Annotated in this window: 24 protein-coding genes; 14 read left to right on the top strand and 10 right to left on the bottom strand. The window is 72.2% G+C overall.

Annotated features, from left to right (window positions below; translation table 11 throughout):
• Positions 1 to 426: 426 nt before the first annotated feature.
• The 6 genes from ABT154_RS19835 (at position 427) to ABT154_RS19810 (ending at position 6,219) form a co-directional block, all read left to right on the top strand.
• The gene (locus ABT154_RS19835) at positions 427 to 1,629 is read left to right on the top strand and encodes a Cmx/CmrA family chloramphenicol efflux MFS transporter (RefSeq protein ID WP_351858138.1); all 1,203 of its coding nucleotides are present in this window, start codon (positions 427 to 429) and stop codon (positions 1,627 to 1,629) included.
• 294 nt (positions 1,630 to 1,923) lie between these two features.
• On the top strand, positions 1,924 to 3,411 hold the full coding sequence (locus tag ABT154_RS19830) for an ATP-binding protein (protein ID WP_351858137.1): 1,488 nt from the start codon (positions 1,924 to 1,926) through the stop codon (positions 3,409 to 3,411).
• 1 nt (position 3,412) lies between these two features.
• A complete protein-coding gene (locus ABT154_RS19825) occupies positions 3,413 to 3,820 on the top strand; it encodes a roadblock/LC7 domain-containing protein (protein WP_351858136.1) in 408 nt (135 codons plus the stop codon).
• Positions 3,817 to 4,170 (top strand): DUF742 domain-containing protein, encoded by a 354-nt coding sequence (locus ABT154_RS19820; RefSeq protein WP_317873301.1) that lies wholly within the window; start codon positions 3,817 to 3,819, stop codon positions 4,168 to 4,170. Before ABT154_RS19825 ends, ABT154_RS19820 begins: the two co-directional genes overlap by 4 nt.
• Positions 4,151 to 4,777: a GTP-binding protein gene (locus tag ABT154_RS19815; RefSeq protein ID WP_351858135.1), complete on the top strand. Its 627-nt coding sequence runs from the start codon at positions 4,151 to 4,153 to the stop codon at positions 4,775 to 4,777. The genes ABT154_RS19820 and ABT154_RS19815 overlap by 20 nt, the downstream gene beginning before the upstream one ends.
• Entirely contained in the window at positions 4,774 to 6,219 is a 1,446-nt protein-coding gene (locus ABT154_RS19810; protein ID WP_351858134.1) for a cytochrome P450, read from the top strand. Before ABT154_RS19815 ends, ABT154_RS19810 begins: the two co-directional genes overlap by 4 nt.
• A gap of 112 nt (positions 6,220 to 6,331) precedes the next feature.
• On the opposite strand, the gene ABT154_RS19805 is transcribed toward ABT154_RS19810, so the two are convergent.
• Entirely contained in the window at positions 6,332 to 7,366 is a 1,035-nt protein-coding gene (locus tag ABT154_RS19805; RefSeq protein ID WP_351858133.1) for a terpene synthase family protein, read from the bottom strand.
• Between the two features lie 403 nt (positions 7,367 to 7,769).
• On the opposite strand from ABT154_RS19805, the gene ABT154_RS19800 reads away from it, so the two are divergent.
• Complete coding sequence (locus ABT154_RS19800; protein ID WP_351858132.1) at positions 7,770 to 9,224, top strand: TerD family protein; 1,455 nt, start codon at positions 7,770 to 7,772, stop codon at positions 9,222 to 9,224.
• A gap of 33 nt (positions 9,225 to 9,257) precedes the next feature.
• Here the strand turns inward: ABT154_RS19800 and ABT154_RS19795 are convergent, their stop codons facing one another.
• Positions 9,258 to 9,929, bottom strand: coding sequence for a DUF2278 family protein (locus ABT154_RS19795; protein WP_351858131.1), 672 nt, complete (start codon positions 9,927 to 9,929; stop codon positions 9,258 to 9,260).
• A 175-nt stretch (positions 9,930 to 10,104) separates the two neighbouring features.
• On the opposite strand from ABT154_RS19795, the gene ABT154_RS19790 reads away from it, so the two are divergent.
• Complete coding sequence (locus tag ABT154_RS19790; RefSeq protein WP_351858130.1) at positions 10,105 to 11,517, top strand: amidase; 1,413 nt, start codon at positions 10,105 to 10,107, stop codon at positions 11,515 to 11,517.
• A gap of 76 nt (positions 11,518 to 11,593) precedes the next feature.
• On the opposite strand, the gene ABT154_RS19785 is transcribed toward ABT154_RS19790, so the two are convergent.
• A complete protein-coding gene (locus ABT154_RS19785; RefSeq protein WP_351858129.1) occupies positions 11,594 to 11,923 on the bottom strand; it encodes a plasmid stabilization protein in 330 nt (109 codons plus the stop codon).
• Between the two features lie 65 nt (positions 11,924 to 11,988).
• On the bottom strand, positions 11,989 to 12,504 hold the full coding sequence (locus ABT154_RS19780; protein WP_351858128.1) for a DUF6328 family protein: 516 nt from the start codon (positions 12,502 to 12,504) through the stop codon (positions 11,989 to 11,991).
• Positions 12,505 to 12,705: 201 nt separating this feature from the next.
• Here ABT154_RS19780 and ABT154_RS19775 point away from each other — a divergent pair, with 201 nt between their 5' ends.
• The gene (locus tag ABT154_RS19775) at positions 12,706 to 13,221 is read left to right on the top strand and encodes an ATP-binding protein (RefSeq protein WP_351858127.1); all 516 of its coding nucleotides are present in this window, start codon (positions 12,706 to 12,708) and stop codon (positions 13,219 to 13,221) included.
• On the opposite strand, the gene ABT154_RS19770 is transcribed toward ABT154_RS19775, so the two are convergent.
• A complete protein-coding gene (locus ABT154_RS19770) occupies positions 13,212 to 14,096 on the bottom strand; it encodes a SigB/SigF/SigG family RNA polymerase sigma factor (protein ID WP_351858126.1) in 885 nt (294 codons plus the stop codon). The two genes, ABT154_RS19775 and ABT154_RS19770, sit on opposite strands and share 10 nt — an antisense overlap.
• A 278-nt stretch (positions 14,097 to 14,374) precedes the next feature.
• On the opposite strand from ABT154_RS19770, the gene ABT154_RS19765 reads away from it, so the two are divergent.
• On the top strand, positions 14,375 to 14,725 hold the full coding sequence (locus ABT154_RS19765; RefSeq protein WP_351858125.1) for an ATP-binding protein: 351 nt from the start codon (positions 14,375 to 14,377) through the stop codon (positions 14,723 to 14,725).
• An 83-nt stretch (positions 14,726 to 14,808) separates the two neighbouring features.
• On the opposite strand, the gene ABT154_RS19760 is transcribed toward ABT154_RS19765, so the two are convergent.
• The 3 genes from ABT154_RS19760 to ABT154_RS19750 are packed head-to-tail and all read right to left on the bottom strand — an operon-like array spanning position 14,809 to position 17,503.
• Complete coding sequence (locus ABT154_RS19760; RefSeq protein WP_351858123.1) at positions 14,809 to 15,303, bottom strand: hypothetical protein; 495 nt, start codon at positions 15,301 to 15,303, stop codon at positions 14,809 to 14,811.
• The gene (locus ABT154_RS19755; protein ID WP_351858122.1) at positions 15,300 to 16,811 is read right to left on the bottom strand and encodes an ATP-binding protein; all 1,512 of its coding nucleotides are present in this window, start codon (positions 16,809 to 16,811) and stop codon (positions 15,300 to 15,302) included. The genes ABT154_RS19760 and ABT154_RS19755 overlap by 4 nt, the downstream gene beginning before the upstream one ends.
• A complete protein-coding gene (locus ABT154_RS19750) occupies positions 16,808 to 17,503 on the bottom strand; it encodes a response regulator transcription factor (RefSeq protein WP_351858121.1) in 696 nt (231 codons plus the stop codon). The genes ABT154_RS19755 and ABT154_RS19750 overlap by 4 nt, the downstream gene beginning before the upstream one ends.
• Positions 17,504 to 17,636: 133 nt before the next feature.
• Between ABT154_RS19750 and ABT154_RS19745 the strand changes: the two genes are divergently transcribed.
• Genes ABT154_RS19745 through ABT154_RS19730 form a run of 4 tightly spaced genes read left to right on the top strand, consistent with a single transcriptional unit; the run spans position 17,637 to position 21,365 of the window.
• Positions 17,637 to 18,290, top strand: a complete 654-nt coding sequence (locus ABT154_RS19745) for a hypothetical protein (RefSeq protein WP_351858120.1) — start codon at positions 17,637 to 17,639, stop codon at positions 18,288 to 18,290.
• Positions 18,287 to 19,396, top strand: coding sequence for a peptidoglycan-binding protein (locus ABT154_RS19740; RefSeq protein WP_351858119.1), 1,110 nt, complete (start codon positions 18,287 to 18,289; stop codon positions 19,394 to 19,396). The genes ABT154_RS19745 and ABT154_RS19740 overlap by 4 nt, the downstream gene beginning before the upstream one ends.
• Positions 19,393 to 20,100: an ABC transporter ATP-binding protein gene (locus ABT154_RS19735; protein WP_351858118.1), complete on the top strand. Its 708-nt coding sequence runs from the start codon at positions 19,393 to 19,395 to the stop codon at positions 20,098 to 20,100. The genes ABT154_RS19740 and ABT154_RS19735 overlap by 4 nt, the downstream gene beginning before the upstream one ends.
• On the top strand, positions 20,097 to 21,365 hold the full coding sequence (locus ABT154_RS19730; RefSeq protein WP_351858117.1) for an ABC transporter permease: 1,269 nt from the start codon (positions 20,097 to 20,099) through the stop codon (positions 21,363 to 21,365). Before ABT154_RS19735 ends, ABT154_RS19730 begins: the two co-directional genes overlap by 4 nt.
• 51 nt (positions 21,366 to 21,416) lie before the next feature.
• Here the strand turns inward: ABT154_RS19730 and ABT154_RS19725 are convergent, their stop codons facing one another.
• Together ABT154_RS19725 and gadC are read right to left on the bottom strand one after the other, a co-directional pair.
• Positions 21,417 to 21,857 carry a hypothetical protein gene (locus ABT154_RS19725; protein WP_351858116.1) on the bottom strand — a complete coding sequence of 147 codons (441 nt, stop codon included), beginning with the start codon at positions 21,855 to 21,857 and terminating at the stop codon, positions 21,417 to 21,419.
• Complete coding sequence (gadC, locus tag ABT154_RS19720; RefSeq protein ID WP_351858115.1) at positions 21,854 to 23,320, bottom strand: glutamate/gamma-aminobutyrate antiporter GadC; 1,467 nt, start codon at positions 23,318 to 23,320, stop codon at positions 21,854 to 21,856. Before gadC ends, ABT154_RS19725 begins: the two co-directional genes overlap by 4 nt.
• Positions 23,321 to 23,500: the final 180 nt, after the last annotated feature.

Below are 23,500 nucleotides of genomic sequence, written 5' to 3'. Positions count from 1 at the left end.
CTGACGTGGGTGCCGTCTCCACTACATGCCTCAGGCACCTATCTGGTCTACGCGTAGTTCGGCCAATCCACCCGTTCGGACCCGTGGGGTGTCGGCCATCCCGCCGACCGGCCCCGTGGGTGTCGGCCACCCACCCGGCCGGAAAGCGGGGGACACGGCCCTCCGGCCGTTGCTATGTTGGGCGCCATGTCCAGTCCTGAGGCGGAGAGAAGCCGGCCACCGGTGATCGGTGGCTGATCGCGCAACCCTCTGACGACCCTGCTTCCTTCGGCCCTTCGCCGAGCAGTGCGTCGCGGATCCGCCATGGATCGACCGCATCGCGGGATCGCGCCCGGAGCTCTCTCCGAGGCGTCTCCCACGCGACCCCCGGACCTGCCGTCCGCACGTCGCGTCTCCCCCTTCTGCGATGTAGTTCGGAGCTTCTCCATGCCCTTCGCCGTCTACGTTCTCGGGCTCGCGGTCTTCGCCCAGGGAACGTCGGAATTCATGCTGTCCGGTCTCGTGCACGACATGGCCGCCGACTTCGGTGTGTCCCTCCAGGCCGTCGGCTCGCTCACCTCCGCCTTCGCCCTCGGCATGGTCGTCGGCGCGCCGCTCGTCGCCATGCTCAGCCTGCGGCTGCCCCGCCGACGGGCGCTGCTGGCCTTCCTCGTCACCTTCCTCCTCGCCCATGTGGTGGGCGCCCTCACCCACAGCTTCGACGTCCTCTTCGTCACACGGGTGGTCGCCGCCCTGGCCAACGCCGGCTTCCTCGCCGTCGGCCTCTCGACCGCCGCCGCCATGGCGGGACCGGGAGCCAAGGGCCGGGCGACCTCGATCCTGCTGAGCGGTGTGACCCTGGCGTGCGTCGCCGGTGTCCCGCTCGGCGCCCTGGCCGGCGAGTTCTGGGGCTGGCGCTCCGCCTTCTGGGGCGTCGCGCTGATCTCCGCGCCCGCCGTCCTCGCGATCCTGTGGTCCGTGCCCGTGACGCCCGCCGACCCCGGGGCGCCCGGGGTGCGCGGTGAACTGCGGGCGCTGCGCGGCCCCCGGCTGATCCTGACGCTCGTGCTCGGAGCGCTGGTGAACGGCGCGACGTTCTGCTCGTTCACGTACCTCACCCCCGTCATCACCGGCGTGACGGGTCTGGGCGCCGGGTGGGTGCCCGCCGCTCTGGCGCTGTTCGGCACCGGATCCTTCCTCGGCGTCAACCTGGCCGGCCGGCTGGCGGACACCCGGCCCGGCCGGGTCCTCGTGGTCGGTGGCGCGGCGCTGACGGCGGGCTGGCTGGTCCTCGCCCTCACGGCCGGCAACCCGGTCGTGGCCCTCGTCCTCGTCCTCGTCCAGGGGGCGCTGTCCTTCGGGGTCGGCTCCACCCTGATCACCCAGGCCCTCTACGGGGCCTCCGGGGCGCCCACCCTGTCCGGCGGCTTCGCCACCGCCGCGCTGAACGTCGGCGCGGTGGCCGGCCCCGTCCTGGGCGGCCTCGCCCTCGGCGCGGGACTCGGCCTCCGTGCGCCGCTGGTCGTGAGCGCCGTACTCGTGGCCACCGCCCTCCTCGTCGGCGGTGTGGGCCGCGTGACCCTTGGGAGGGAAGGCGCGGCCGTGCGTTCGGGAGCCCCGGATCCGGGGCGGGCCAACGTCCAAATGTGATCGGTTCATTGCATGTTCGGTGCGGTGAATGGTCATTTAATGCGCCCTGAATGACCGGTGGAGGTAGCCCTTCCAGCTCGGGCACATGGGGAACCCGAACTGACTATGCTCCCCTCTGTGTTGCGGTGCGGTCACAGCGAGTCATGGACGCTGTGGTGCGCGCGGACGGAACGTGGCTGTGACGGGAAGCGACCATCGACGCGCTCTCGAAGCGCCCCGCCGGCCCATCGCTTCACCCCCAGTCCGCTCATTCCCCGTCTGCTGAGGGACCCCTTGATGGTTCGTGCAGGATCGATGTCCAGAGCCCGCCCGCCAGCGCCTCCCCGGGTGTGGCTCCTCACCCCCGGAGTGCTGGCCGGCGCCCTGATGGCCGCGCTGCTCCTCTCGCCTGCACACATACGGACCGCCGTGGCCTGGTACGGGCTGGGCGCGATCGTCCTGGCGATCGCCGCCTCGGCCGAGACCGCACGCCGGCTCCGCTCCGCCGAAGAGGCTCGCACCACCCGGGCGGGAGCCGAGGAGCGCGAGTACTACGCACAGCGCGAAGCGGCCCTGCTCGGGCGCCTCGCCGACCAGCGGGCCGCCACCGTGTGGCTCGCCGAGGAGCTGCTCCCGGCGGCCGTCGCCCGGCTCCGCAGGGGCGCCCTCGCCTCGGAGGTCCTGCGGTCCGCTTCCTTCGGCAGCCACCTCGACGAGGAGTTCGCCGAAGCGCTCAGGGGAGCCCTGGGGGCACTCCTGGAAGCGGTGGAGGCCGACGAGCACACCCGCGACGCCTCCCAGCGGACCCTGGTCGCGGTCGCGCGCCGGGTCCAGGCGATCGTGCACCAGCTCGCCAAGGACCTGCACACCATGCAGATCGTCCACGGCAACGACCTCGTGGTCTCCAGGGGCCTCCAGGACGTCGACCACCGCAACGCCCTGATCGGGCGGCTCGCGGCCAGCATCGCCGTCCTCGGCGACGCCCGGCCCGGACGCCAGTGGTCGAAGGCGATCCCGCTCTACGACGTGCTGCGCGGGGCCATGTCCCGCATCGTCGACTACCCGCGCGTGAAGCTGACGTCGGTGGCCGAGGTGGCCGTGGTCGGCCCCGGCTCCGAGCCGATGATCCACCTCCTCGCCGAACTCCTCGACAACGCCACCACGTTCTCGCCGCCCCACACCCCGGTGGAGGTCACCGCGAGCGAGGTGCCCTCGGGCATCGCGATCGAGATCGAGGACCGCGGCGTCGGACTCACCGAAGAGGTCCGCCACCGCATCGAACGCGTCATGAAGCAGTCGATGTCGGGCATCCAGCTGGCGAGCCTCGGCGAGGTGACCCAGCTCGGCCTGCCGGTCGTCAGCCGGCTCGCCCGCGAGCACGGCTGCGAGGTCGACCTGCGCACCTCCGCCTACGGAGGCGTACGGGCCGTCGTCCTGGTGCCCAGGAATCTGATCACGACGGTGCCGCAGCCCGCCATGCGCCGTTTCCCGGAGCCGATCCGGAAGCGTACGGTCGGCGGTCCGGTCCTGCCGAGGGTGGTGCCGAGGGTGGTGCCGCCGGTGGAGGCCTCGACGGAATCCGGCGAGGTGAGGAAGACGCCCAACGGACTCCCGCAGCGCCGCAGGGAGTCGCCCGTCCCGACGCCGGTCGTCGTCGCCGGGACGACGACCCCGCCCGAATCCGGGGGATCCTCCGGCACGGCCCGCCCGCCGGGTCTGATGTGGGAGGCCTTCAACGGCACCAAGCGAGCGTCCGCCGAACCCTCCACTTCCCCCAGCGAACCGTCAGATGAGGTTGAGTAACATGCAGCCACTGCCCAACATGGACTGGATGCTCAAGGAGCTCGTGGGCAGCGTCCCGTACGTGCGCCACGTGGTCGTCCTGTCGTCGGACGGGCTGTGCATCGGGCAGGCGAACACGGAGCCCGACGCCGCCGACGCCATCGCCGCCGCCTGCTCCGGCATCCAGAGCCTCGCGCGTGCCATCGCGCAGATGTTCCCGGAAGGCAACGGAACGACCCGGATGGTCGGGATCGAGGCCGACGGCGGGTACTTCTCCCTGATGGCGGCCGGTCCGGGGGCCTATCTCGCGGTCCTCGCCGACCCGGAGGTCGACGCCGGCCTCCTGGGGGACCGCATGCGGACCCTGGTGGTCCGGATCGGCCAGCACATGACCAGCCCGCCCCGTGATGACGTCGGGCAGGCGATGTGACATCAGAGAACCGGAACCCCTGGGAGGAAGGCAACCCCGTCCCCCTCTACGTCATCACCGGCGGGGGTTTCTCGGCCGACACCTTCAACCTGGTCACCCTCATCGCGGCGAGGTCCACACCGGATCCCGCGATGCAGCCCGAGCAGGCGGCCATCCTCACCATGTGCACGTACCCGCTGTCGGTGGCCGAGCTCTCGGCGTACCTCAGTCTTCCGTTCAGCGTGGTCACCGTGCTCCTGTCCCAACTCGTCGACGAGGAACGGGTCGAGGCCATCGCGCCCGTGCCGGTCGCGGCGTTCCCCGAACGAGGCCTACTTGAGGCGGTGATCCATGGACTACGCAAGCTCTGACGCGCCCGCCGTCGTCGGCCCGCGCGGCACCGACATGCTGCTGCCGTACGGCGCCCGGGGCGTCAAGGTCGTGATCGTCGGCGGCTTCGGAGTCGGCAAGACGACCATGGTCGGGGCGGTGAGCGAGATCCCGCCGCTGACCACCGAGGAGACCATGACGCAGGCGGGCGTCGGGATCGATCACAACCCCGGCGCCCAGGGCAAGAACACCACGACCGTCGCTCTCGACTTCGGACGGATCAGCATCAACGAGGAGCTGATCCTCTACCTGTTCGGGACCCCGGGACAGGAACGCTTCTGGTTCCTGTGGAACGGCATCTTCGAAGGCGCCCTCGGCGCCGTGGTGCTCGTCGACACCCGGCGGGTCGAGGTCTGCTTCGAGGTGGTCACCCGCCTGGAGGACCGTCGCGTCCCGTTCGTGGTGGCTGTCAACAGCTTCCCGGAAGCCCCGCAGTACCCCGTAGAAGAACTGCGCACCGCTCTGGCCCTCAGCGATTCCGTGCCCATCGTCACCTGTGACGCACGCGACCGGGCGTCCTGCCGGGACGCCCTGCTCTCGCTGATGGTCTACCTGTGCACCCTCGCAGCCTCCCAGGAGACCGCATGACCGTCCCACCCGCCGAACACACCACCGCGCTGCCCGGACAGCCCCCGCCCCCGGGCTGCCCGGCCCATGTGGCCACCACAGGACCCGGCGGAGCGAGCCGGCTCTACGGCCCGGCCGCCGAGACGGACCCCATGGGTCTGTACGAGGAACTGCGCGCCGCCCACGGCCCGGTGGCGCCCGTCCTGCTCGACGGCGACGTACGCGCCTGGCTCGTCCTCGGCTACCTCGAGAACCGCGACGTGGCCAGCCGCCCCACCCAGTTCTCCCGCGACCCGCGCGTCTGGCACGGATGGACGAGCGGGGAGATCGACCCGGAGACCTCGCCCCTGGTCCCGATGATCGGCTGGCGCCCCGACTGCGTGTGCGCCGACGGCGAGGAGCACCAGCGGCTGCGCGGCGCGCTCACCGCCGGCCTCGACCAGTTCGACCACCGGGGGCTGCGCCGCCACATCACCCGCTTCGCGCACGAACTGATCGACACGTTCTGCGAGGACGGCGAGGCGGAGCTCGTCGAGCAGTTCACCGAGCACCTGCCCATGCTCACCCTCACCCATCTGCTCGGCATGTCGGACGAGGCGGGACCCGGGCTCGTGCACTCCGCCCGTGACCTCTTCAAGGCCACCGAGACCTCGCTCGCCAGCAACACGTACGTGCTGGAGAGCCTGGAGAAGCTCGTCGCCACCAAGCGCGCCCGCCCCGGGCAGGACATCGCGTCCGCGCTGCTCGCGCACCCCGCGGGCCTCTCCGACGAGGAGGTGCAGCACCACCTGCGCCTCATCCTGCTCGCCGGCTACGAGACGACCGCCAACCTGATGTCCAACGTCCTGCGCATGGTCGTCACCGACCCGCGGTTCCGCGGCTCCCTGGCAGGCGGTCAGATGACCCTGCCCGAGGCCGTGGAGCAGGTCCTCTGGGATGAGCCGCCGCTGATGGTGTGTCCGGGACGCTGGGCCAACGGCGACACCACCCTCGGCGGACAGGAGATCAAGGCGGGGGACATGCTCCTGCTCGGTCTCGCCGCCGGAAACGTCGACGAGGCGATCCGGCCGAACCCCGCGACCCCGGTCCACCACAACCGCGCGCACCTGTCCTTCAGTGCCGGCAACCACGAGTGCCCCGGTCAGGACATCGGCCGCATCATCGCCGACACCGGCATCGACATCCTCCTCACCCGGCTCCCCGACATCGCCCTGTCGGTGCCCGAGGAGAGCCTCAGCTGGCGCTCCACCACCTGGGCCCGGCACCTGACGGCGCTGCCCGTGCAGTTCGTCGCGCGGGCCCCCCAGGTGCACGACCACCCCGCCCCGCTGCCGCCTCCGCCCGCGCGGACCGATACCAGGCGGTCGGCGGCGCCGCCGAGGCCGCAGGCCGAGCCGGCCAGGGGCACCGAGACCCGGGACGCCTGGTGGACGCGCGTCCTGAGGATGCTGGGGCGCCGGTAGACCCGTACGGCCCGGCGGTGGACCCGTACCGACCGCACCCCGCGCATGGCCGCCCCGTGCCGCGGGCGAACGCACCGCACGGCCGTACCACCCGTACGGCCGTGCGGTGTCGTCACTCCTGGAAGGCGGGGACGTCCGCGGGGGCGTACCGGGGGGCGCCGGTGTACCAGGCGTGGATTCCCGACAGGAAGCCGCACGCGCCCCGGAGCCAGGTGTCCAGCTCGGCCCGCTCGTCCTCGTCGAGTCCGGCGCGCTCGACGACCGGCGGCAGTTCGGTCCGCCGGAGGTGCTCGAAGTCCCGCATCCGGGAGTTCACCAGGTTCAGGGCGGCGGGGACGGCGTCGTGGAGCGGGATGCCCAGGGACGTGCCGAGGACGAGGACGAGGTTGTTGACGTCGTGCTCCTCGTTGACCTCGCGCTCGTAGGAGGCGATGTCGTTCGCGAGCCCCATGTAGTCCATGAAGGCGTCGAGAAGCGCGCGGACGGTCCGGCTGCGCCGTATCTGCTCGGGTATGCGCGCTCCGGTGGCCAGTTCCACGGAGTAGGGGGCGGTGTGCGCCGCGAAGCTCTCCCGGCGGAACGGCGCGTACTCGATCAGATGGGGTATCCGACCGCCCCTGCTGTTGGCGAGTTCCTCGACGCCGGCGTCCACGTACCTCACCAGGGCCCGGTTGAACTCGTGCCGCCAGTGGGCGAGTCGGGGCGGGAAGAGCTGCCCCTGGAGGTCGGCGATCCCGCGCTCGACGGCGTTCGTCGGCTCCGGCAGGCGGGCGCCGGACTCCGGTCGCAGGAAGGCGTGCAGGCGCGTGGTGAACGTGCGCGCGGCGGGGAGGTCGCCGGTCTGCTTGAAGGCGGAGGCGAAGTAGTCGTCCCAGGCCAACGCCCATATGTTGAAACGATGGTTGAGGCGGAGGCCGGCGAGTGAAGCGTCAGGCAGGGTCCAGGCGGTGAGCTGGTCGACGGTCATCGCGTGGAACTGGGCCGGGGTCCAGATCGGCCGGCGGGCCGGTGGCCCCCCTTCGCCGCCCAGCATGCCCATCGCCCGCGCCCATGTCTCGCTCTCCTCGCGAAGGGCCGGCAGGTAGGGGTTCACCCGCAGGGGGTGGGGCATCCACAACTCGGGGATCTCGACGGCGTGCACGGTCATGGGGACCGACCCCCTCCTCTTTCGGCCCGCCCCGGTGTGCGGACGGCCCAACACACACGAACAACGGACGATTCACGTCATCTATGGCACCGAGGACGGCCGATTTCCGCCCTACGGCTCTCCAAACCTGCCCGCCCCGAACGACCGGCAACCCCTCGACGGACGTGGACCGGTGATCAGAAGGAGAATTAACCGGAGGAGAACGGTCCTACGAACGATCTCTCTCACGCGTATTCCGATCTTCCCGCACAGCGGGGCCCATCATAGGGGCCTTGTCCGGGAGCCCGGCCAGCTGCAAGATCGCTGGGAGATGAACGACGACGGACCGGAGTCCGAGGGCATGAGGGCGGGTACATGAGGGCGGGTACATGAGGGCGGGGACGAGGGGACCGGGCGGGGTGTCATGGGGACGTTGACCAAGGGCGGGAACGGTTTCGTTCCCTCCGTGCCGCTGAACATCGCGGTGCGGGGCGGCGAAATCGACGCCATGGCACTGCTGTTGACGGGCGGCGGGACGGTCGGCGGCGACGGGGACGTCGTCTTCCACGGAGCGCCGGTGCATCCTTCCGGCGCCGTACGGCTGACCCGGGGCGGTGCGGGCACGGCGTGGCTGGAGGTCGGGCTCGCCTCCGTGGAGGCGCGGGTCGAGCGTGTGCTCGTGGTCGCCTCGACGGAGCGGAGAGCGATGCGGGACGTCGCCGGGCTGTCCGTGGAGGCGTTCGCCCCTGACGGTACGTCGGTGGCGCGGTACGACGTGACCGACGCGGCGGGGGAGACCGCGATGGTGCTGGCCGAGCTGTACCGGCGGGCGGGCGGCTGGAAGTTCCGTGCGGTGGGCCAGGGTTACGCGAACGGCCTCGCGGGGCTCGCGACGGATCACGGGGTCGATGTGGCGGAGCCGACGCCTCCGGTGCAACCCGCGCACCCGGTGGTTCCGGAGCGACCGGCGGTGCCGACGCCGCCGGTTCCGATGCCTCCGCCGGTTGCGCCGGGGTCGCCGGTGGGGCGGCAAGTACTGGGGGGAGCGGCGGGGTTCAAGGTCCCTGGCCCGCCGATGTCGATGCCGGCGCCGGTACCGCTTCCTCCCCCGATGCCGGCGCCGGTACCGCTTCCTCCCCCGATGCCGGCGCCGGTACCGCTTCCTCCCCCGATGCCGGCGCCGGTACCGCTTCCGCCGCCGGTCACCCCCACCCCGTGGGCTGCCCCGCCGGTGATGCCCGTCGCCCCCGCCCCGTACGCACCCCCGCCGGTCGTGCCGGCACCCGTCGCCCCGTGGTCGTACGGCCCCGTCTTCCAGCCGCTCTCATGGACCGGCCGCGACAACGACGTGATCACCGTCGAGGGCCTCCCGCCGGGCCCGGTCGTCGTCCAGCTCGACATCGACGGCGACGGCTACACGGGGCTCACGGTCCTCGACCGCCGCAACAAGGAGGCGGACAACCTCGTCAACAGCACGGAGGACGACTTCTGGGGACGTGTGCTCGCCCAGGTCCCCCAGAAGGGGCCGCTGCGTCTCAAGCTGGAGGCGGAGGGGCCGTGGAGGGTGGAGGTCTCCCCGCTGGCGACGGCCCGTCACCTGACGGAGGACGAGGTGGAGTACCGGGGTCCCGACGTGCTGCTGCACACCGGTGGCGCGGCCGACCTGACCGTGCACTACCGAGGCGACGAGAACCTGATCGTCAACATCTACGAACTCGCCGACCACCACGACCCGACGGCCCTGCCCGATGACGAGAACGTGCTGAACGAGATCGGCAAGCGGCGCGAGACGGTGCCGCTGCCCGAGGGGCCGCTCGTGGTGCAGTTCGAGATGGCGGACGGCCCGTGGCGCGCCAGGGTGAGGCGCCTCGGGGGGTGACCCGGGCGGCGCCGGCCGCCGATCCGGGCGCGTTCACCCGGTGGGGTGCCCGGCGCCGTCCGTGTGTCCGGCCTGGCTGGAGAACTTGCTCAGGAAGACGTCGTAGCGGCCGTCCGAGCGGAGGGCGAGCGTCGCGCCGTCCTGCCAGATCCCGTTCTCCGGCCACCACTGGGAGTCGGTCGGGTCGCCCTGGTTCTGGTGGATGTTGTGCACGCCGAGGTCGCCCTCGGCGTCGTGCTCGAAGGGCTCGCCGAAGACGAGGAGGCGTCCGCCGGGCATCAGGACGGACTCCAGCGCGGCGGCGGCGTCGATGTTGGAGCCCGCTTGCCAGGGGCGGGAGCCGAACAGATCGAGGAGGTCCCGCAGCCAGGACGGCGGTCGGCGCTGGAACAGGACGCCCGTGCGGTCCACCAGCTCGGGGTCGCGCAGACAGTCCAGGGCGCCCGAGTCCGGCGTGGGGGCGAGGTCGTGGAAGCCCGGGGCGAGGGCCGCGGCGGGCCCGACGGCGGCGGCGTCCAGGGTGAACGCCTTCCACTGCACGCCCACGTTGGACTTGTGGCTGTCGACGTCCACGGCGCAGTGGTAGCGCCCGGCCGGAGCGTCCACCTCCAGGTGAAGGTGGAACCAGCGGCCCTGGTCGTCCGGCGTGTCGCGGTAGTGGCGGTGCAGCGTCCCCGAGAGCACGCCGTAGCTTGTGAAAGGCATGGCTCCAGTGAAGCACCGGCGAATACGGTGAGCATCCGCGCGTTTCCCGAGCGTGACGGGCGGTATCGGTTCCGGATGCGTACGCAAGGGTTCACGGAGCGGGACCCTCGCGTGTTACTCATGGGTACGGCATGCTGGTCGTCCATCGATCGCGAGGCCGGGGGCTGAGACAGCGGTGTCCACATTCGAGGAACTGACCACGGTGCACGCCTTCCGGGACGACGCCCTGGGGGAGCACGACGCCGTGGGACTCGCCGCGGCGATACGGCGGGGCGAGGTGAGCGCCGCCGAGGCCGCCAGGGACGCGGCCGAGCGGGTGCGGGCCGTCGAGGGGCGGCTGCACGCCGTTCAGGTACGCGTGGCCGCTCCCGCGCCGGTCGCCGGGGCCGGAGCGCTGGCCGGGGTGCCGACGTTCGTCAAGGACAACACCGACTACCTCGGGCTGCCCACGGGTCACGGCAGTTCCGCCTTCACCCCGAGGACCGCGCGGCGGCACGCGCCCTTCGCACGTCAGTTCCTGAGCACCGGTGCGACGGTGCTCGGCAAGACCCGTCTGCCCGAGTTCGGGTTCAGCCCGACCACGGAGTACGAGTCCGCCGAGCCCGTGCGCAACCCGTGGAACACCGGATATTCGGCGGGTGGTTCCTCCGGCGGCAGCGCGGCCCTGGTCGCCGCGGGGGCGGTGCCCTTCGCCCACGCCAACGACGGCGGCGGCTCGATCCGTATCCCCGCCGCCTGCTGCGGACTCGTCGGCCTCAAGCCGACGCGGGGCCGGGTCGTGAGGAACGCCCAGAGCCGTCAACTGCCGCTGGACATCGTCACCGACGGCATCGTGAGCCGGTCCGTACGGGACACCGCCGCGTTCCTCGCGGCGGCCGAGACGCACTGGCGCAACCCGAAGCTGCCACCTCTCGGCCTGGTCGAGGGCCCCTCGGCGCGGCGGCTGCGCGTCGGATTCCTGGTCGACTCGCCGAACGGCGTCCCCACCGACTCCGCCACCCGCGAGGCCGTCACGGAGACCGTGGCCACGCTCGAACGGCTCGGCCACACCGTGGTGCCGGTGGAACTCACCCTCGATCCCCGGTTCACCGAGGACTTCCTCACGTACTGGGGGATGCTGTCGTTCCTGCTCGGCGTCACGGGCCGAGGCTTCGGCGCGGACTTCGACCGGCACCGCATGGACGGCCTCAGCCGTGGGCTGCGCGAGGACTACCTCAAGAGCTGGCGGAGCACCCCGGGTGTGGTGCGCCGGCTCAAGCGCACGCGGGAGGCGTACGCGGCGGCGTTCCGCGGGCTCGACCTCGTACTGTCGCCCGTGCTCGCCCACACGACACCACGGCTGGGCCACCTCAGCCCCACCGTTCCCTACCGGACCCTGATCGACCGGATCCTCGCGTACGTCGCCTTCACCCCGGTCAACAACGTCGTCGGCACCCCGTCGCTCTCCCTGCCGGCCGCCCGCCCGACGGAGGAGGGACTGCCCGTCGGCGTCATGTTCTCCGGCCGCCCGGGCGCCGAGCGCACCCTGCTGGAACTCGCGTTCGAACTGGAGGCGGACCGCCCCTTCCGACGCGTCCAGGACGTGTGACCGCGAGGCGGCGCGCCTGGTCGTCGCCGTAGGGGGGCGCGAACCGTCGTAGGTGAGGCCGGCCACCGGCCCCGGCTCAGCTGCCGCCGCCCAGGGCGCGCCTGAGCTGCTCCTTGTTCATCTTCGACCGGCCGTCGATGTTGCGGCGCTTGGCCTCCTCGTAGAGCTGGTCGTACGTACGCCCCTTGGCGCCGCTGTGCGAGCGCCGGCCGCCGCGCTCACCCGAGGACACGTCCTCCCGGGACAAGCGGCTGGAGGCCCGGGACTCGCCGTGCCGCGCCCGTTCCTTGTTCACGGTGCGGGCGGCGATCTCCTCGGCGCGCTTCTCGCTCTCGCCGCGCCGCTGCGCGCTCTCCTTGACGTGCTCGTACTGCCGCTCCCGCTTCGGGCTGGATCCGCGAGGCATGGCGTACTCCTTCCGGTGTGACACCGGGGCGGGCTTCCCCCGGCGGCTACCCGTCGTCCCGCCCGTCACTCCGTCCTCTTCGCCGTGTGTCTGCTCCGGGCCCACAGCGGGAGCGCGAACCAGCACAGCAGGTACCAGGCCAGGACCCCGCCCACGAGCCACGGCACGATCGCGTTCTCGGTGGCCACCCGCAGGATGAGGACGAGCGCGGAGGTGAGGGTGGCCAGCAGGAACACGATGCCGATGAGGATCAGCCGGGACGCCCAGGCGACCGCCTCGGGTTTGATCCTGCGTCCGGAGACGATCCGGTGGAAGGAGACCGGGCCGATGAGGGCTCCGGTGGCCAGTGATCCGAGGACCACGGTCAGGACGTAGATCGCCTTGTCGGCCGCGTCCAGGCTCGCGTACCGGGGAGTGAAGACGACGGTCAGCAGGAAGCCGAGGAGGATCTGTACGCCCGTCTGGGCCACCCGGATCTCCTGCATGAGGTCCTGCCACTGCCGGTCCGCGCGCTCCTCTGTGGTCTCCACCCGCCCCCGGCCGCCCTCGGCCGACTCCCCGCCGTCCTCGCGTCCGGCCATCCTTCCCACCTTTCGGCTCACCCGTTCCGCCGCGTCTTCGCAGCATCACACGAGAACGCACCGTCGGCCGTGCCGGACCGCGCGGGGAGAACGGCAGGACGGACGCCCTCACCGGAATCGTGGACGGGTTCACCGTGTACGACGGGCCGCCCGGGGAACTCGCCGAGGGAGAGGCCCCCGAACCGAGGCGTGGAGCCGACGATGAGCGAACCAGCTCCGATGAGGAGTCAGACCCGTCGCCTCGGACCGCTGGGCCCGGATTCGGCGGTCGCCCGCTGCCGGGACTTCTGCCGCGACGCGCTCACCGACTGGGACTGGCCGGGATCGGCTCCGTCGGCCGGGCTCACGGACGGAGAGCGGCAAATCGCCGTCGAGGACGTCCTGCTGCTGGTGTCGGAAGCGGTCACCAACGCCTGCCTCCACGCCGGCGGCCCGACGGAACTCGTGATCCGGCTCGCCCCTGCCGAGCCGGGGACGCCCGAGGGGGCCTCCGGGGTGCGGATCGAGGTGAGCGACCGGGGCGCCGGGATTCCTCGTCTACGGCCCCGTGGCGCGCTGGGGCAACCGGGCGGCAACGGGCTGATCGTGATCGACCGGCTCTCCCACGCGTGGGGAGTCGTCAGGAGGGAGGGGGGCAAGTCCGTCTGGATGGAGATCGCGGCGCCGGTCCCCGCCGGCGGGGGCGCCGGACCGGCCCTCGGGCTCCCTCACCTCTGAACCCCCGGGCGGTCCGGGCGGTCGGCGGTCAGCGCGGTGCGCAGACCGCCGAGGATGCGGCTCAGCAGCCGGGAGACGTGCATCTGCGAGAGGCCGAGGCGCTCGCCTATCTCCGACTGGGTCAGCTCCTCGCCGAACCGCAGCGCCAGGATCGTCCGGTCCCGGGCGCAGAGGGCGGCGACGAGCGGCTTGAGCGTCTCCAGGTTCTCGATCTTCTCGAAGGCCGCGTCGTCGGCGCCGAGACGGCGCGCGAGCAGCCCGGGACCGCCGTCCTCGTCGTCCACGGGCACGTCGAGGGAACGGCTGACGAAGCCGTTCGCGGCGATCCTGCCCTCGCGCAGCTCGGCCTCGCTGACGTGGAGACGCGCCCTGAGCTGCGCGTCCGTCGGTGGCCTGCCCAGCTCCTGTTCGAGGGCGTCGTTCGCCTTCGCCAGATCGAGCCGCAGTTCCTGGAGGCGGCGGGGTACATGGACGCTCCAGCCGGTGTCCCGCAGGTGCCGTCGGATCTCGCCGAGCACGGTCGGCAGCGCGAAGGACATGAACTCGCACCCGCGCTCGGGGTCGAACCGGTTGATCGCCTTGATCAGCCCCACGGTGCCGACCTGGAGGACGTCCTCCCAGGACTCGCCGGAGCGGCGGAACCGGGTCGCCGCGTACTTCACCAGGCTGAGGTTCAGCTCGACCAGGGTGTTCCGTACGTACGAGTAGGCGGGCGTGCCCTCCTGAAGTGACCGGAGCCGCCGGAAGAGGATCACCGACAGCGTACGGGCGTCGGCGGTGCTGACCGCCAGCGGATCCGCGATCTCCGGAAGATCGTCGGCCACGCGGGAGGCGAGGTCGTCGGCTGTTCTGGCGGTGCTGCTGCGGTTCGGCATCGAAAGGCTCCTCAAGGAGGCCCCCATGTCCTCCTACCCACTCACGCGCCCGGGAAGCGGAGCGGGCACCGCTCGTGAGGCGCGGGAACGGACCGTGACGAGCGGGGGCACTGATCGTGAGGAAAGGGAATGGCGAGCCTCCGGCGGGGAAGGGGCCCCTTGGAGGGAACAGGGCGAGGAGAAGAGATCGGGTGGGAAGAACAGTGACCGCAGGGCATCGCACAACGGACGGGAACGGACCCCCGGTCCCACGTGACGCTGCCGAGGCGCGCGCCCTCGTGGCGAAAGCGCTGGCGGTGGGGGCGTCCGGGCACGGGAACGCGCCGTCACCCGTCGCACTCGGGGACGCGCTGCTCGTGACCTCCGAGCTGGTGACCAACGCGCTCCGTCACGGGGGCGGTCTCACCGGCTTCGACGTGGAACTCGACCCGACGGAGGTGACGATCTCCGTCGCGGACGCGAGCGACGAACTGCCGCACCCCTCGGGCCCCTCGGGTCCGGAGCGGGCCGCCGGCCTGCCGGAGGGCGGCTTCGGGTGGCCCATGATCAGGCTGCTCGCCCTCGAGGTCAGGCTGAGCCTGCCCTCGGAGGGAGGCAAGACCATCGAGGTACGGCTGCCGCTGCGCTGACGTGCACGAGAAGGCCGCCGTCCCCACGGGAAGGCAGGGCGTGCGAGGGGGCCGCCCTCCTTCAGGCCGGCGGCCCGCCCGGCTCACCGGTTCAGGAACTCGGCGCACCGGTACGGACCGAGCACCGCGTCCCCGGGCGCCCGCAGGGTGACCTCCACGTCGTCGGCCCCGACCTTGGGATCGAGCACGGACTGCGCGCGGGCCAGCGTGCACACCAACTGCCCGGTGCCCAGGTCGCGGCCCGTCTCCTCGTACGGCTCCTCCAGACGTACGGTGACGCGGGTGTCGTGCCCGGTCACCCGGTACCCGCCGATCCGGACGAGGTTGGTGAGGCCGTCGAGCTGCTCGGCGGGCGGCGGGCCGGAGGCGAGCAGCTTCACCACCGTGGCGAGGTTCTCGATCTCCCTGTCGAGCACGGGCACCCCGCGCAGTCCGCTGTCGGACGCGTAGTACAGCCGGACGCCCCGGGTCGGCCCGGAGGCCGACTCGCCCGCGCCTATCACCCCGGTCGGCCGGACACCGCACCCCACCAGGGCGACGCCGAGAGCCACCGCGACCAACGGTCCGCTTATCCTCACCGCGCCTCCTCCTCGGTACGCCGCAGGGGCAGGCGCAGCGTGAACACCGCACCGCCCTCCGGCCCCTCGGCGACCTCGATCGTGCCGCCGTGCAGCCGCGCGTTCTCCAGGGCGATGGCCGTTCCCAGGCCGCTGCCGTGCCCGCCGCCGTCGTCCGAGCCCCGCGTCCGCGCCGCGTCCGCCTTGTAGAACCGGTCGAAGACCCGCTCACGGACCTCCGACGACAGCCCGGGACCGTGGTCGGCGACCGCCACCGTCACCCAGGAGCCGTCCGCCGTGACGGTCGTGCCGAGGGTCACGGTGACGGGCGGGGCGCCGTGCCGCAGCGCGTTGCCCACCAGGTTCGCGACGATCACGTCGACCCGGCGCCGGTCGACGACCGCGCGCACCCCCTCGTCGAGCCGGGCCGTCACCCGGTCCGTCCAGCCGCGCAGCGCCAGCGAGCCCCGTACCGTGTCGGCGAGGTCCGTCTCGGCCGCGTTCAGCCGGACCGCGTGGGCGTCGAAGCGGGAGATCTCCATCAGGTCCTCGACGAGCCGCGAGAGCCGCGCCGTCTCCGCGCCCACGGTCCGGGCCGCCCGCGCCGCGTCCGCCGGCAGCTGGTCGGCGTCCTCCTCCAGGACGGTCGCGACCATCGTCATCGCCGCGAGCGGCGTGCGCAGTTCGTGCGACACGTCCGCCACGAAGCGGCGTGCCCGCGCCTCCTGCTCCCGCAGACGCGCGTCCGAGGCCTGGAGGGCGTCCGCCGTGTCATTGAACGTCCTTGCCAGTTCGGCGAGTTCGTCGTGGCCCTTCACCGTGACCCGGCTGCCGAGGTCCCCGGCCGCGAGTCCGCGGGTGGCCCGCCCCAGCTTCCGTACGGGACGGAGCACGGTGCCCGCGGCGAGCAGCGCCAGGACGGCGGCAAGCACCACCACCGGCAGGATGCCCGCGCGCACGGAGTCCAACAGCGCCTCGGTGTCGTCCCGCTCGGCCCGCAGATCGGTGATCACGAAGACCTCCAGGCCGGAGGTGCGCCGGTCCCCGTCCGCGAACGTCACGGGCGTCCCGACCACCAGATACGGTTCGCCCCGCCACTCCACCCGCTGGAACCTGGCCCCCTCCCCGGCCCGTACGGCGGCCCGCAGCTCGGCGGTGATCCGGCCCTCCGTGTCGGCCAGCGAATCGGAGACCGCGACGAGGTCCTGGTAGCGGGCGACGACGATCCGGGCGCCGAGGCCGTCCGAGACCTTCGCCGCGAACCGGGCGAGCGACCGCCGGTCGGGCGGCAGGTCGAAGTCGGCGGCGACCGCCGTGACCCGTGTCCGTACGTCGTTCACGGCGGCGTCCTGGGTGCGCCGCAGGACGGCGGTGCGGGCGTCCCGGTAGGCGAGCGCGGTCGCGGTGACCGCGCTGACGAGCGCGACCACCACGAACGTCACGACCAGACGGGTCCGCAGCCCTCCGACGAGTCGCCGCTTCCGGGCGCCGCTCCCGGCGCGCCCGGACTCCGTCGACCGGCCGCTCACAGCGGGCCGAAACGGTAGCCGAAACCCCGTACCGTCTGGACGTACCGAGGCCGCGCCGGTACGTCCTCCAGCTTCGACCGCAGCCGGCCGACGGCCGCGTCCACCAGCCGCGAGTCACCGAGGAAGGTGTGGTCCCAGACCGAGGCGAGGAGCTGTTCGCGGCTGAAGACCCGGCCGGGGGAGGCCGAGAGCTCCAGCAGCAGCCGCAGCTCGGTGGGCGGCAGCGGGACCGTGACGCCGTGCTTGGAGACGGTCAGCCCGGCGCGGTCGATGACGAGCCCGGCGTGATCGGCGGCGTCCGCCCGCGTCCGCCCCGAGGGTTCCGCGCGCCGCAGCGCGGCCCGGATGCGGGCCTCGAGGACGGGCGCGGTGACCGGCTTGACCACGTAGTCGTCGGCGCCCGCCTCCAGACCCGTCACGATGTCGTGGTCGTCGCCGCGCGCGGTCAGCATGACGACCGGCAGCGTGGCCGTCCGGGCGCGGATCCCCCGGCACACCTCGAAGCCGTTCATGCCGGGCAGCATCAGGTCGAGGACGGCCAGTTCGATCCTTCCGCCGCCGGGGGAGTCGAGCAGCGCGAGCGCCTCCTCGCCGGTGGCGGCCGTGTCGACGCCGTACCCGTGCCGGCGCAGCACGAGCTCCATCCCGTCCCGAACGGACGCGTCGTCCTCGATCAGCAGTACATGCGGCATGCGGTCGATTATGGGTGCCGCGAACACCCGTCCGGCGCCTCCACGGGGGACCGGTCCGCAGGTCGGGGGCATTGTTACGTTCCCATCATGTCGCCATGGAACCGTCATCACGTGCCCTGGCGAGGGTGGGCGCATGACCCCGAAGACAACCCCCCGTGCCGCCGCCCGGCTGCGCCTGACGGCGCTCGCCGTGCTCCCCGTCCTCGCCTTCTCCGCGGCCTGCGGCAGCGGTGACGACGGCGCAGGCGGCGCGCGGAAGAGCGAGGACATCGCCTCCGTGCCGGAGACCGCCGCGCCCTCGCCGTCCACGAAGGCCGACGGCGGCCCGAGCACCCGGCCCGCCGGGAAGAGCGCCTTCTACGACGCCCAGCTCGCCTACGTCCGCTGCATGCGCGTCAAGGGCGGCTACAAGGACTACCCGGACCCGAAGCTCAGCGGTCACCTCGACTGGGCGAAGGTCGACGAGATCGCGTCGCGGCCCGGCCAGATGGAGGCCGCCAAGGGCGGGAAGAACGGCGTCTGCGTGACCGAACTCCAGAAGGTCATGCTGGCCGAACCCGAGCGGGACCAGCAGAAGGACTACGAGTCGATGCTCGCGCACGCCACCTGCATGCGCGACCACGGAGTCTCCCGGTTCGCCAACCCGACGATGAGCGGCGGCAACGCCCAGCCCGGCGGCGACCCGAACCCGGCCTCCCCGACCATCGACAGCCACTCACCGGTGTACAAGGCGGCCCGTGAGGCGTGCGCGACGAAGCTCCTCGACGGCCTGGACGGCATGCAGTGAGGCGCCGCACCGCCTTCCGCGCGCTCGCCGCGGTCACCGTCGCCGCAGCCGTCACCGGAGGCGCCGTGCTCCTCGACGCCGGGGACCTCGGTGTCCTCGGGGGCCGGGGCGACGGCGGCTCCGGCGGCCCGGGGAAGGGTGGCGACCTGCCGCCCGCCACCGCCGTCGTCGTCCGCACCGACCTCGTCCGCTCCAAGACCGTCGACGGCAGCCTCGACTTCGCCCAGCGGCGCGCCGTCAGGTCCGCCGCCGAGGGCACGGTCACCGTCGCCGCCCCCGAGGGCCGGACGCTCACCAGGGGACAGGCGCTCTACGAGCTGAACGACAAACCGGTCAGCCTCCTCTACGGGCCGGTCCCGATGTTCCGCGAGATGAAACCCGGCGACCGGGGCAGCGACGTCCTCCAGTTGGAGCGCAACCTCCGTGACCTCGGCTACGGCGCGGGCCTCCATGTCGACACCCGGTACGACGAGGACACCGCCGCCGCCGTCACACGGTGGCAGAAGTTCCTGAACCGCGAGCCCACCGGCAGGGTCGGCAGGGGCGACGTCGTCTTCCAGCCCGGTCGCGTCAAGGTGGTCTCCGCCGACGCGGCGCTCGCCGACCGGGTCGGCCCCGACACGGCCGTCCTGACGGTGGCCTCCACGAGCCCCGTCGTCCGGGCGCGACTGGACCAGTCCGACGGCGCGCTCACCTCACGGGGCACCAAGGTCGAGGTCACCCTGCCCAGCGGCAGGAGCGTGGCCGGACGTGTGGCGGGCACCGTACGACCCGAGGAGACCGGCCCCGACGGGTCTCCTGCCTCCCAGGAGGGCATCGTCGTCGAGGTCGTCCTCGACGGCGGCGCGAAGGCCGTGTCCGGCGAGGACACCAGGGCGACGGCCAGCGTGAAGTTCGTCAGCGAGGCCCGCGAGGGCGTCCTCGCCGTACCCGTCGAAGCGGTCCTCGCCCTGCGCGGCGAGAACGGCGGCTACGGCCTCCAGATCGTCCGGGGCACCACCACGACCACCGTCCGGGTGGAGACCGGCATGACCGCCGACGGGCAGATCGAGGTCAGCGGCCCGGACCTGCGCGAGGGCATGAAGGTCGGAGTGGCCGCGTCATGACCCCCGACCCGGTGATCGAACTGCGCGACGCCTCCAAGTCGTACCCCGGCGGCGTCCACGCCCTGCGCGGGGTGAACCTCACCGTCGACGAGGGCGAACTGCTCGCCGTCGTCGGCCCGTCCGGCTCCGGCAAGTCCACGATGCTGCACGTCATGGGCACCCTCGACAAACCCACCGGCGGCACCGTCCGGATCGCCGGCCACGACGTGTCCGCGCTCTCCGACGCCCGGCTCTCCGCCCTGCGCGCCCGCCACATCGGCTTCGTCTTCCAGCACTTCCACCTCGCGGCGGGACGCGACGCCGTCGACAACGTCGCCGACGGACTGCTCTACGCGGGCGTGCCGGCGCGCGAACGCCGCGCGCGGGCCCGGGAGGCCCTGGCCCGGGTACGGCTCGACCACCGCCGCTCCCACACGCCCAACGAACTCTCCGGCGGCGAGAAGCAGCGCGTGGCCATCGCCCGCGCGCTCGTCGGAGACCCCCGGCTGCTGCTCGCGGACGAACCCACGGGGGCGCTCGACTCCGCGTCGGGCGAGATCGTCATCGAGCTGCTGCACGAGCTGAACGCGTCGGGGACGACCATCTGCGTGATCACCCACGACAACGGGATCGCGGCCTCGCTGCCGCGCAGGGTCCGCTTCCGGGACGGCGAGATCGTCGCGGACGAATGCGGCGCCACCGCCGGGAAGGGGGTCTCCCCGTGAGAGGAACCCACCGGGCGTCGAGCCCCCGTGGGGGGAACGCCACCGAGGCAGCGGGCACGTACGCCCCCCACGCCCCCCGCGCCCTCAAGCCCGCCCGGCTCTCGGTGAGCGACGTGTTCCGGGTCGGCGCCGTCGGGCTCCGCGCCCGACGCGCGCGCGTGGTGCTCTCCGCGCTCGGCATCGCCATCGGCATCGCGACCATGGTCGCGGTCGTCGGTCTGTCCGAGTCGAGCCGGACGGACCTCATGGCGCGGCTCGACCGGCTCGGCACCAACCTCCTCACCGCCGAGGCCGGCAAGGACGCCCAGGGAAGGGAGGTGAGACTGCCCAGGAACGCCGTCGCCATGGTCGAGCGCATCGGCCCCGTCCAGCACGCCACAGCGACCGGCGACGTCGACGCCCGCATCCGCCGCAGCGACCTGGTGCCCGAGGAGCGCACCGCGGGCGTCACCACCCAGGCGGTCCGCACCGACCTCCTGGCCGCGCTCGGCGGCGAGGTCGCCGAGGGCGCCTGGCTGGACCCGGCCGGCGAACGCCTGCCGGTCACGGTCCTCGGAGCGGTGGCCGCCGACCGCCTCGGCGTCACCCGCACCGGCGAGACGATCATGATGAACGACACCCGCGTGGTCGTCATAGGCATCCTGCGGCCCATCGAACTCGTCCCCGGCCTCGACCGGGTCGCGATGGTCGGATTCCCCGCCGCCGAAAGCCACTTCGGCTTCGACGGCCACCCCACCACCGTCTTCGAGCGCTCCACGGACGCCTCGGTGGAGGACGTGCGGGCGGTCCTGGCCCGCACCATCAGCCCGGGGAACGAGTCGGTCGTCAAGGTGTCCAGGCCCTCCGACGCCCTGGCCGCCAAGGCCGCGACCGACAAGGGCCTGACCGCCCTGATGCTGGGACTGGGCGCGGTGGCCCTCCTGGTCGGCGGCGTCGGCGTCGCCAACACCATGGTCATCTCCGTACTGGAGCGCCGTCAGGAGATCGGCCTGCGCCGCTCCCTCGGCGCGACCCGCACCGCGATCCGGCTCCAGTTCCTCACCGAGTCGCTGCTCCTGTCGGTGCTGGGCGGGGCGACGGGGGCGGTCCTCGGGGCGGCGGCGACGTTCGGCTTCGCACGGGTGCAGGGGTGGACGGCGGTGGTGCCGCTCTGGTCCCTGGCGGGCGGCCTGGCCGCCACCCTCGCCATCGGGGTGATCGCCGGGCTCTACCCGGCGATCCGCGCCTCCCGCCTCCACCCCACGGTGGCGCTGAACGCGACGTGACGGGAGGAGGGGGCCCCGGGCCGGGCCCCCTCCTCCCGGCACGTCGCGTGCCTACCGTCGTACCGTGCTGTCCGTCTTGAGGTCCTCGACCGCCTCGTCGAACTCGTCGAGCTTGTCGGGGCAGTAGACCTGGAGCACGATCCGCTCCGCCTGCACCGCCTTCGTGTCGGCGATGACCGGACGCATGCCCGGACCGGTGGCGCCGTTGGAGATCTGCTCGATGCGGTAGAGCGCCTTCCTGAGGGCGTTGCCAGGGGCCGCGCAGACCTGGCCGCCGTCGGTGCCCAGCAGGCGCTGGGTGTTCTCCAGGTCGGGGGCCGGGTAGCCGGCCTTCACCAGCTCCTCGCTCAGCTGGGCCGCCTTGTCGGCGGTCGCGCCGGTCCGCTTGAAGCTGCTGTACTGGATCAGACCGGTCACGGCCAGCCCGACGAGGATGACGATCGCGCCGATGTAGATCCACTTGTGCTCGGAGGCGAATCGGGTGGGGCTCATGAGGTCCCTGCCTCACCGCGGGCGGCGGAGGAACGCCAGCTCGGCTTGCGGAACTTGAGGAAGGCCCAGGGGATGAGCAGGCCGAGGATGATCAGACCGCCGCCGACGATGACGATGTACGACCAGACGCTGCCGCTGCCGAACTGCGAGGGCGGGACGAAGCCGATGGCGAGCGCCGCGAGCGAGGAGAGCAGACCGACGGAGCACAGCACCCCCAGGGCGGGTGCCCGGTAGCCGCGCGGGTGGTCGGGCTGGTTCTTCCGCAGGCGCATGGCGGCGGCGAACATCAGCAGGTAGACGATGAGGTACACCTGCGTGGTGATCGTCGAGAAGATCCAGTAGACGCTGGACACATTGGGGATGAGCGCGTACATCAGGGCGATGATCGAGGTGACGACGCCCTGGGTGACGAGGATGTTCTGCTGGATTCCGAACTTGTTGAGCTTCTGCAGGAACGGCGGCAGATAGCCCTCGCTGCGCGAGATCTCCAGCAGGCCCTTGGACGGTCCGGCCAGCCAGGTCAGCATGCCGGCCAGCGAGGCGGAGATCAGCATGACGGCTGCGATCGGGGTCATCCAGCCGACACCGAAGTACGAGAAGAACGCGTCGAACGCCTGCATCACGCCCGCGGTCAGGCTGAGCTGGTCCGCCGGGACGACCCAGCTGATCGCGAGTGCGGGGAGGATGAAGATCAGCAGGACGAGTCCCATCGCCAGGAACATCGACTTCGGGTACTCCCTCGGCGGGTCCTTCAGCGAGGAGACGTGAACGGCGTTCATCTCCATCCCGGAGTAGGAGAGGAAGTTGTTGACGATGAGCACGAGGCTGGCCAGGCCCGTCCACTGGGGGAGCAGATGGCTGCTGTTCATCGGCGCCGCGGACGGGTTGCCCTGGCCGAGGAAGACCATGCCGAGGACGACGAGAATGGTGCCGGGCACGAGCGTTCCGATGACGAGGCCCCAGCTCGAAAGACCGGCCAGCGCCTTCGTGCCGCGCGAGGAGACCCAGACACCGGTCCAGTACAGGACCATGATGACGATCGCCGTGTAGACGCCGTTGTCGGCGAGCGAGGGATCGATGACGTACGCGATCGTGCTGGCCACGAACGCCAGCAGGCTCGGGTAGTAGAAGATCGTCATCGCGAACTGGCACCACACCGCGAGGAACCCCAGGGGCTTCGTGAGTCCCTCCGCGACCCAGCGGTACACACCGCCGGACCACCCCGAGGCCAGCTCGGCCGAGATCAGCGCGGTCGGCAGCAGGAACACGATCGCCGGGACGAGATAGAGGAAGACGCACGCCAGGCCGTAGACGGCCATGGTCGGCGCGGCTCGCAGACTGGCGACCGAGGCGGTGGTCATGAGGGCCAGCGTCACCCAGGTGAGGGTGGGCGTGGCCGCCGACCTCGCCACCGGCCGTGCCTCCGGTTTCGGCAGATCTGATGGGACGTCCATGGAACTCATCGGACACACCTCGCGTGGGACGGACGGAATGCCGCCACCTTCCACGAGGCCGGACGCCCCCGCACGGCAGGTGCGCCGTCGGGGTGACGTCCGCCGGTACCCGGTGGGAGACTCGCACAGTCCCGGCCCTCTTGATGCGCGGTGTGCCGGACGTGCCGTCCTCCCCGACGGTCAAGGTCC

The sequence above is a fragment of the Streptomyces sp. NPDC001728 genome, assembly GCF_040297565.1.
Classification (GTDB): Bacteria; Actinomycetota; Actinomycetes; order Streptomycetales; family Streptomycetaceae; genus Streptomyces.
This window is presented reverse-complemented; position numbering and strand designations above follow the sequence as displayed.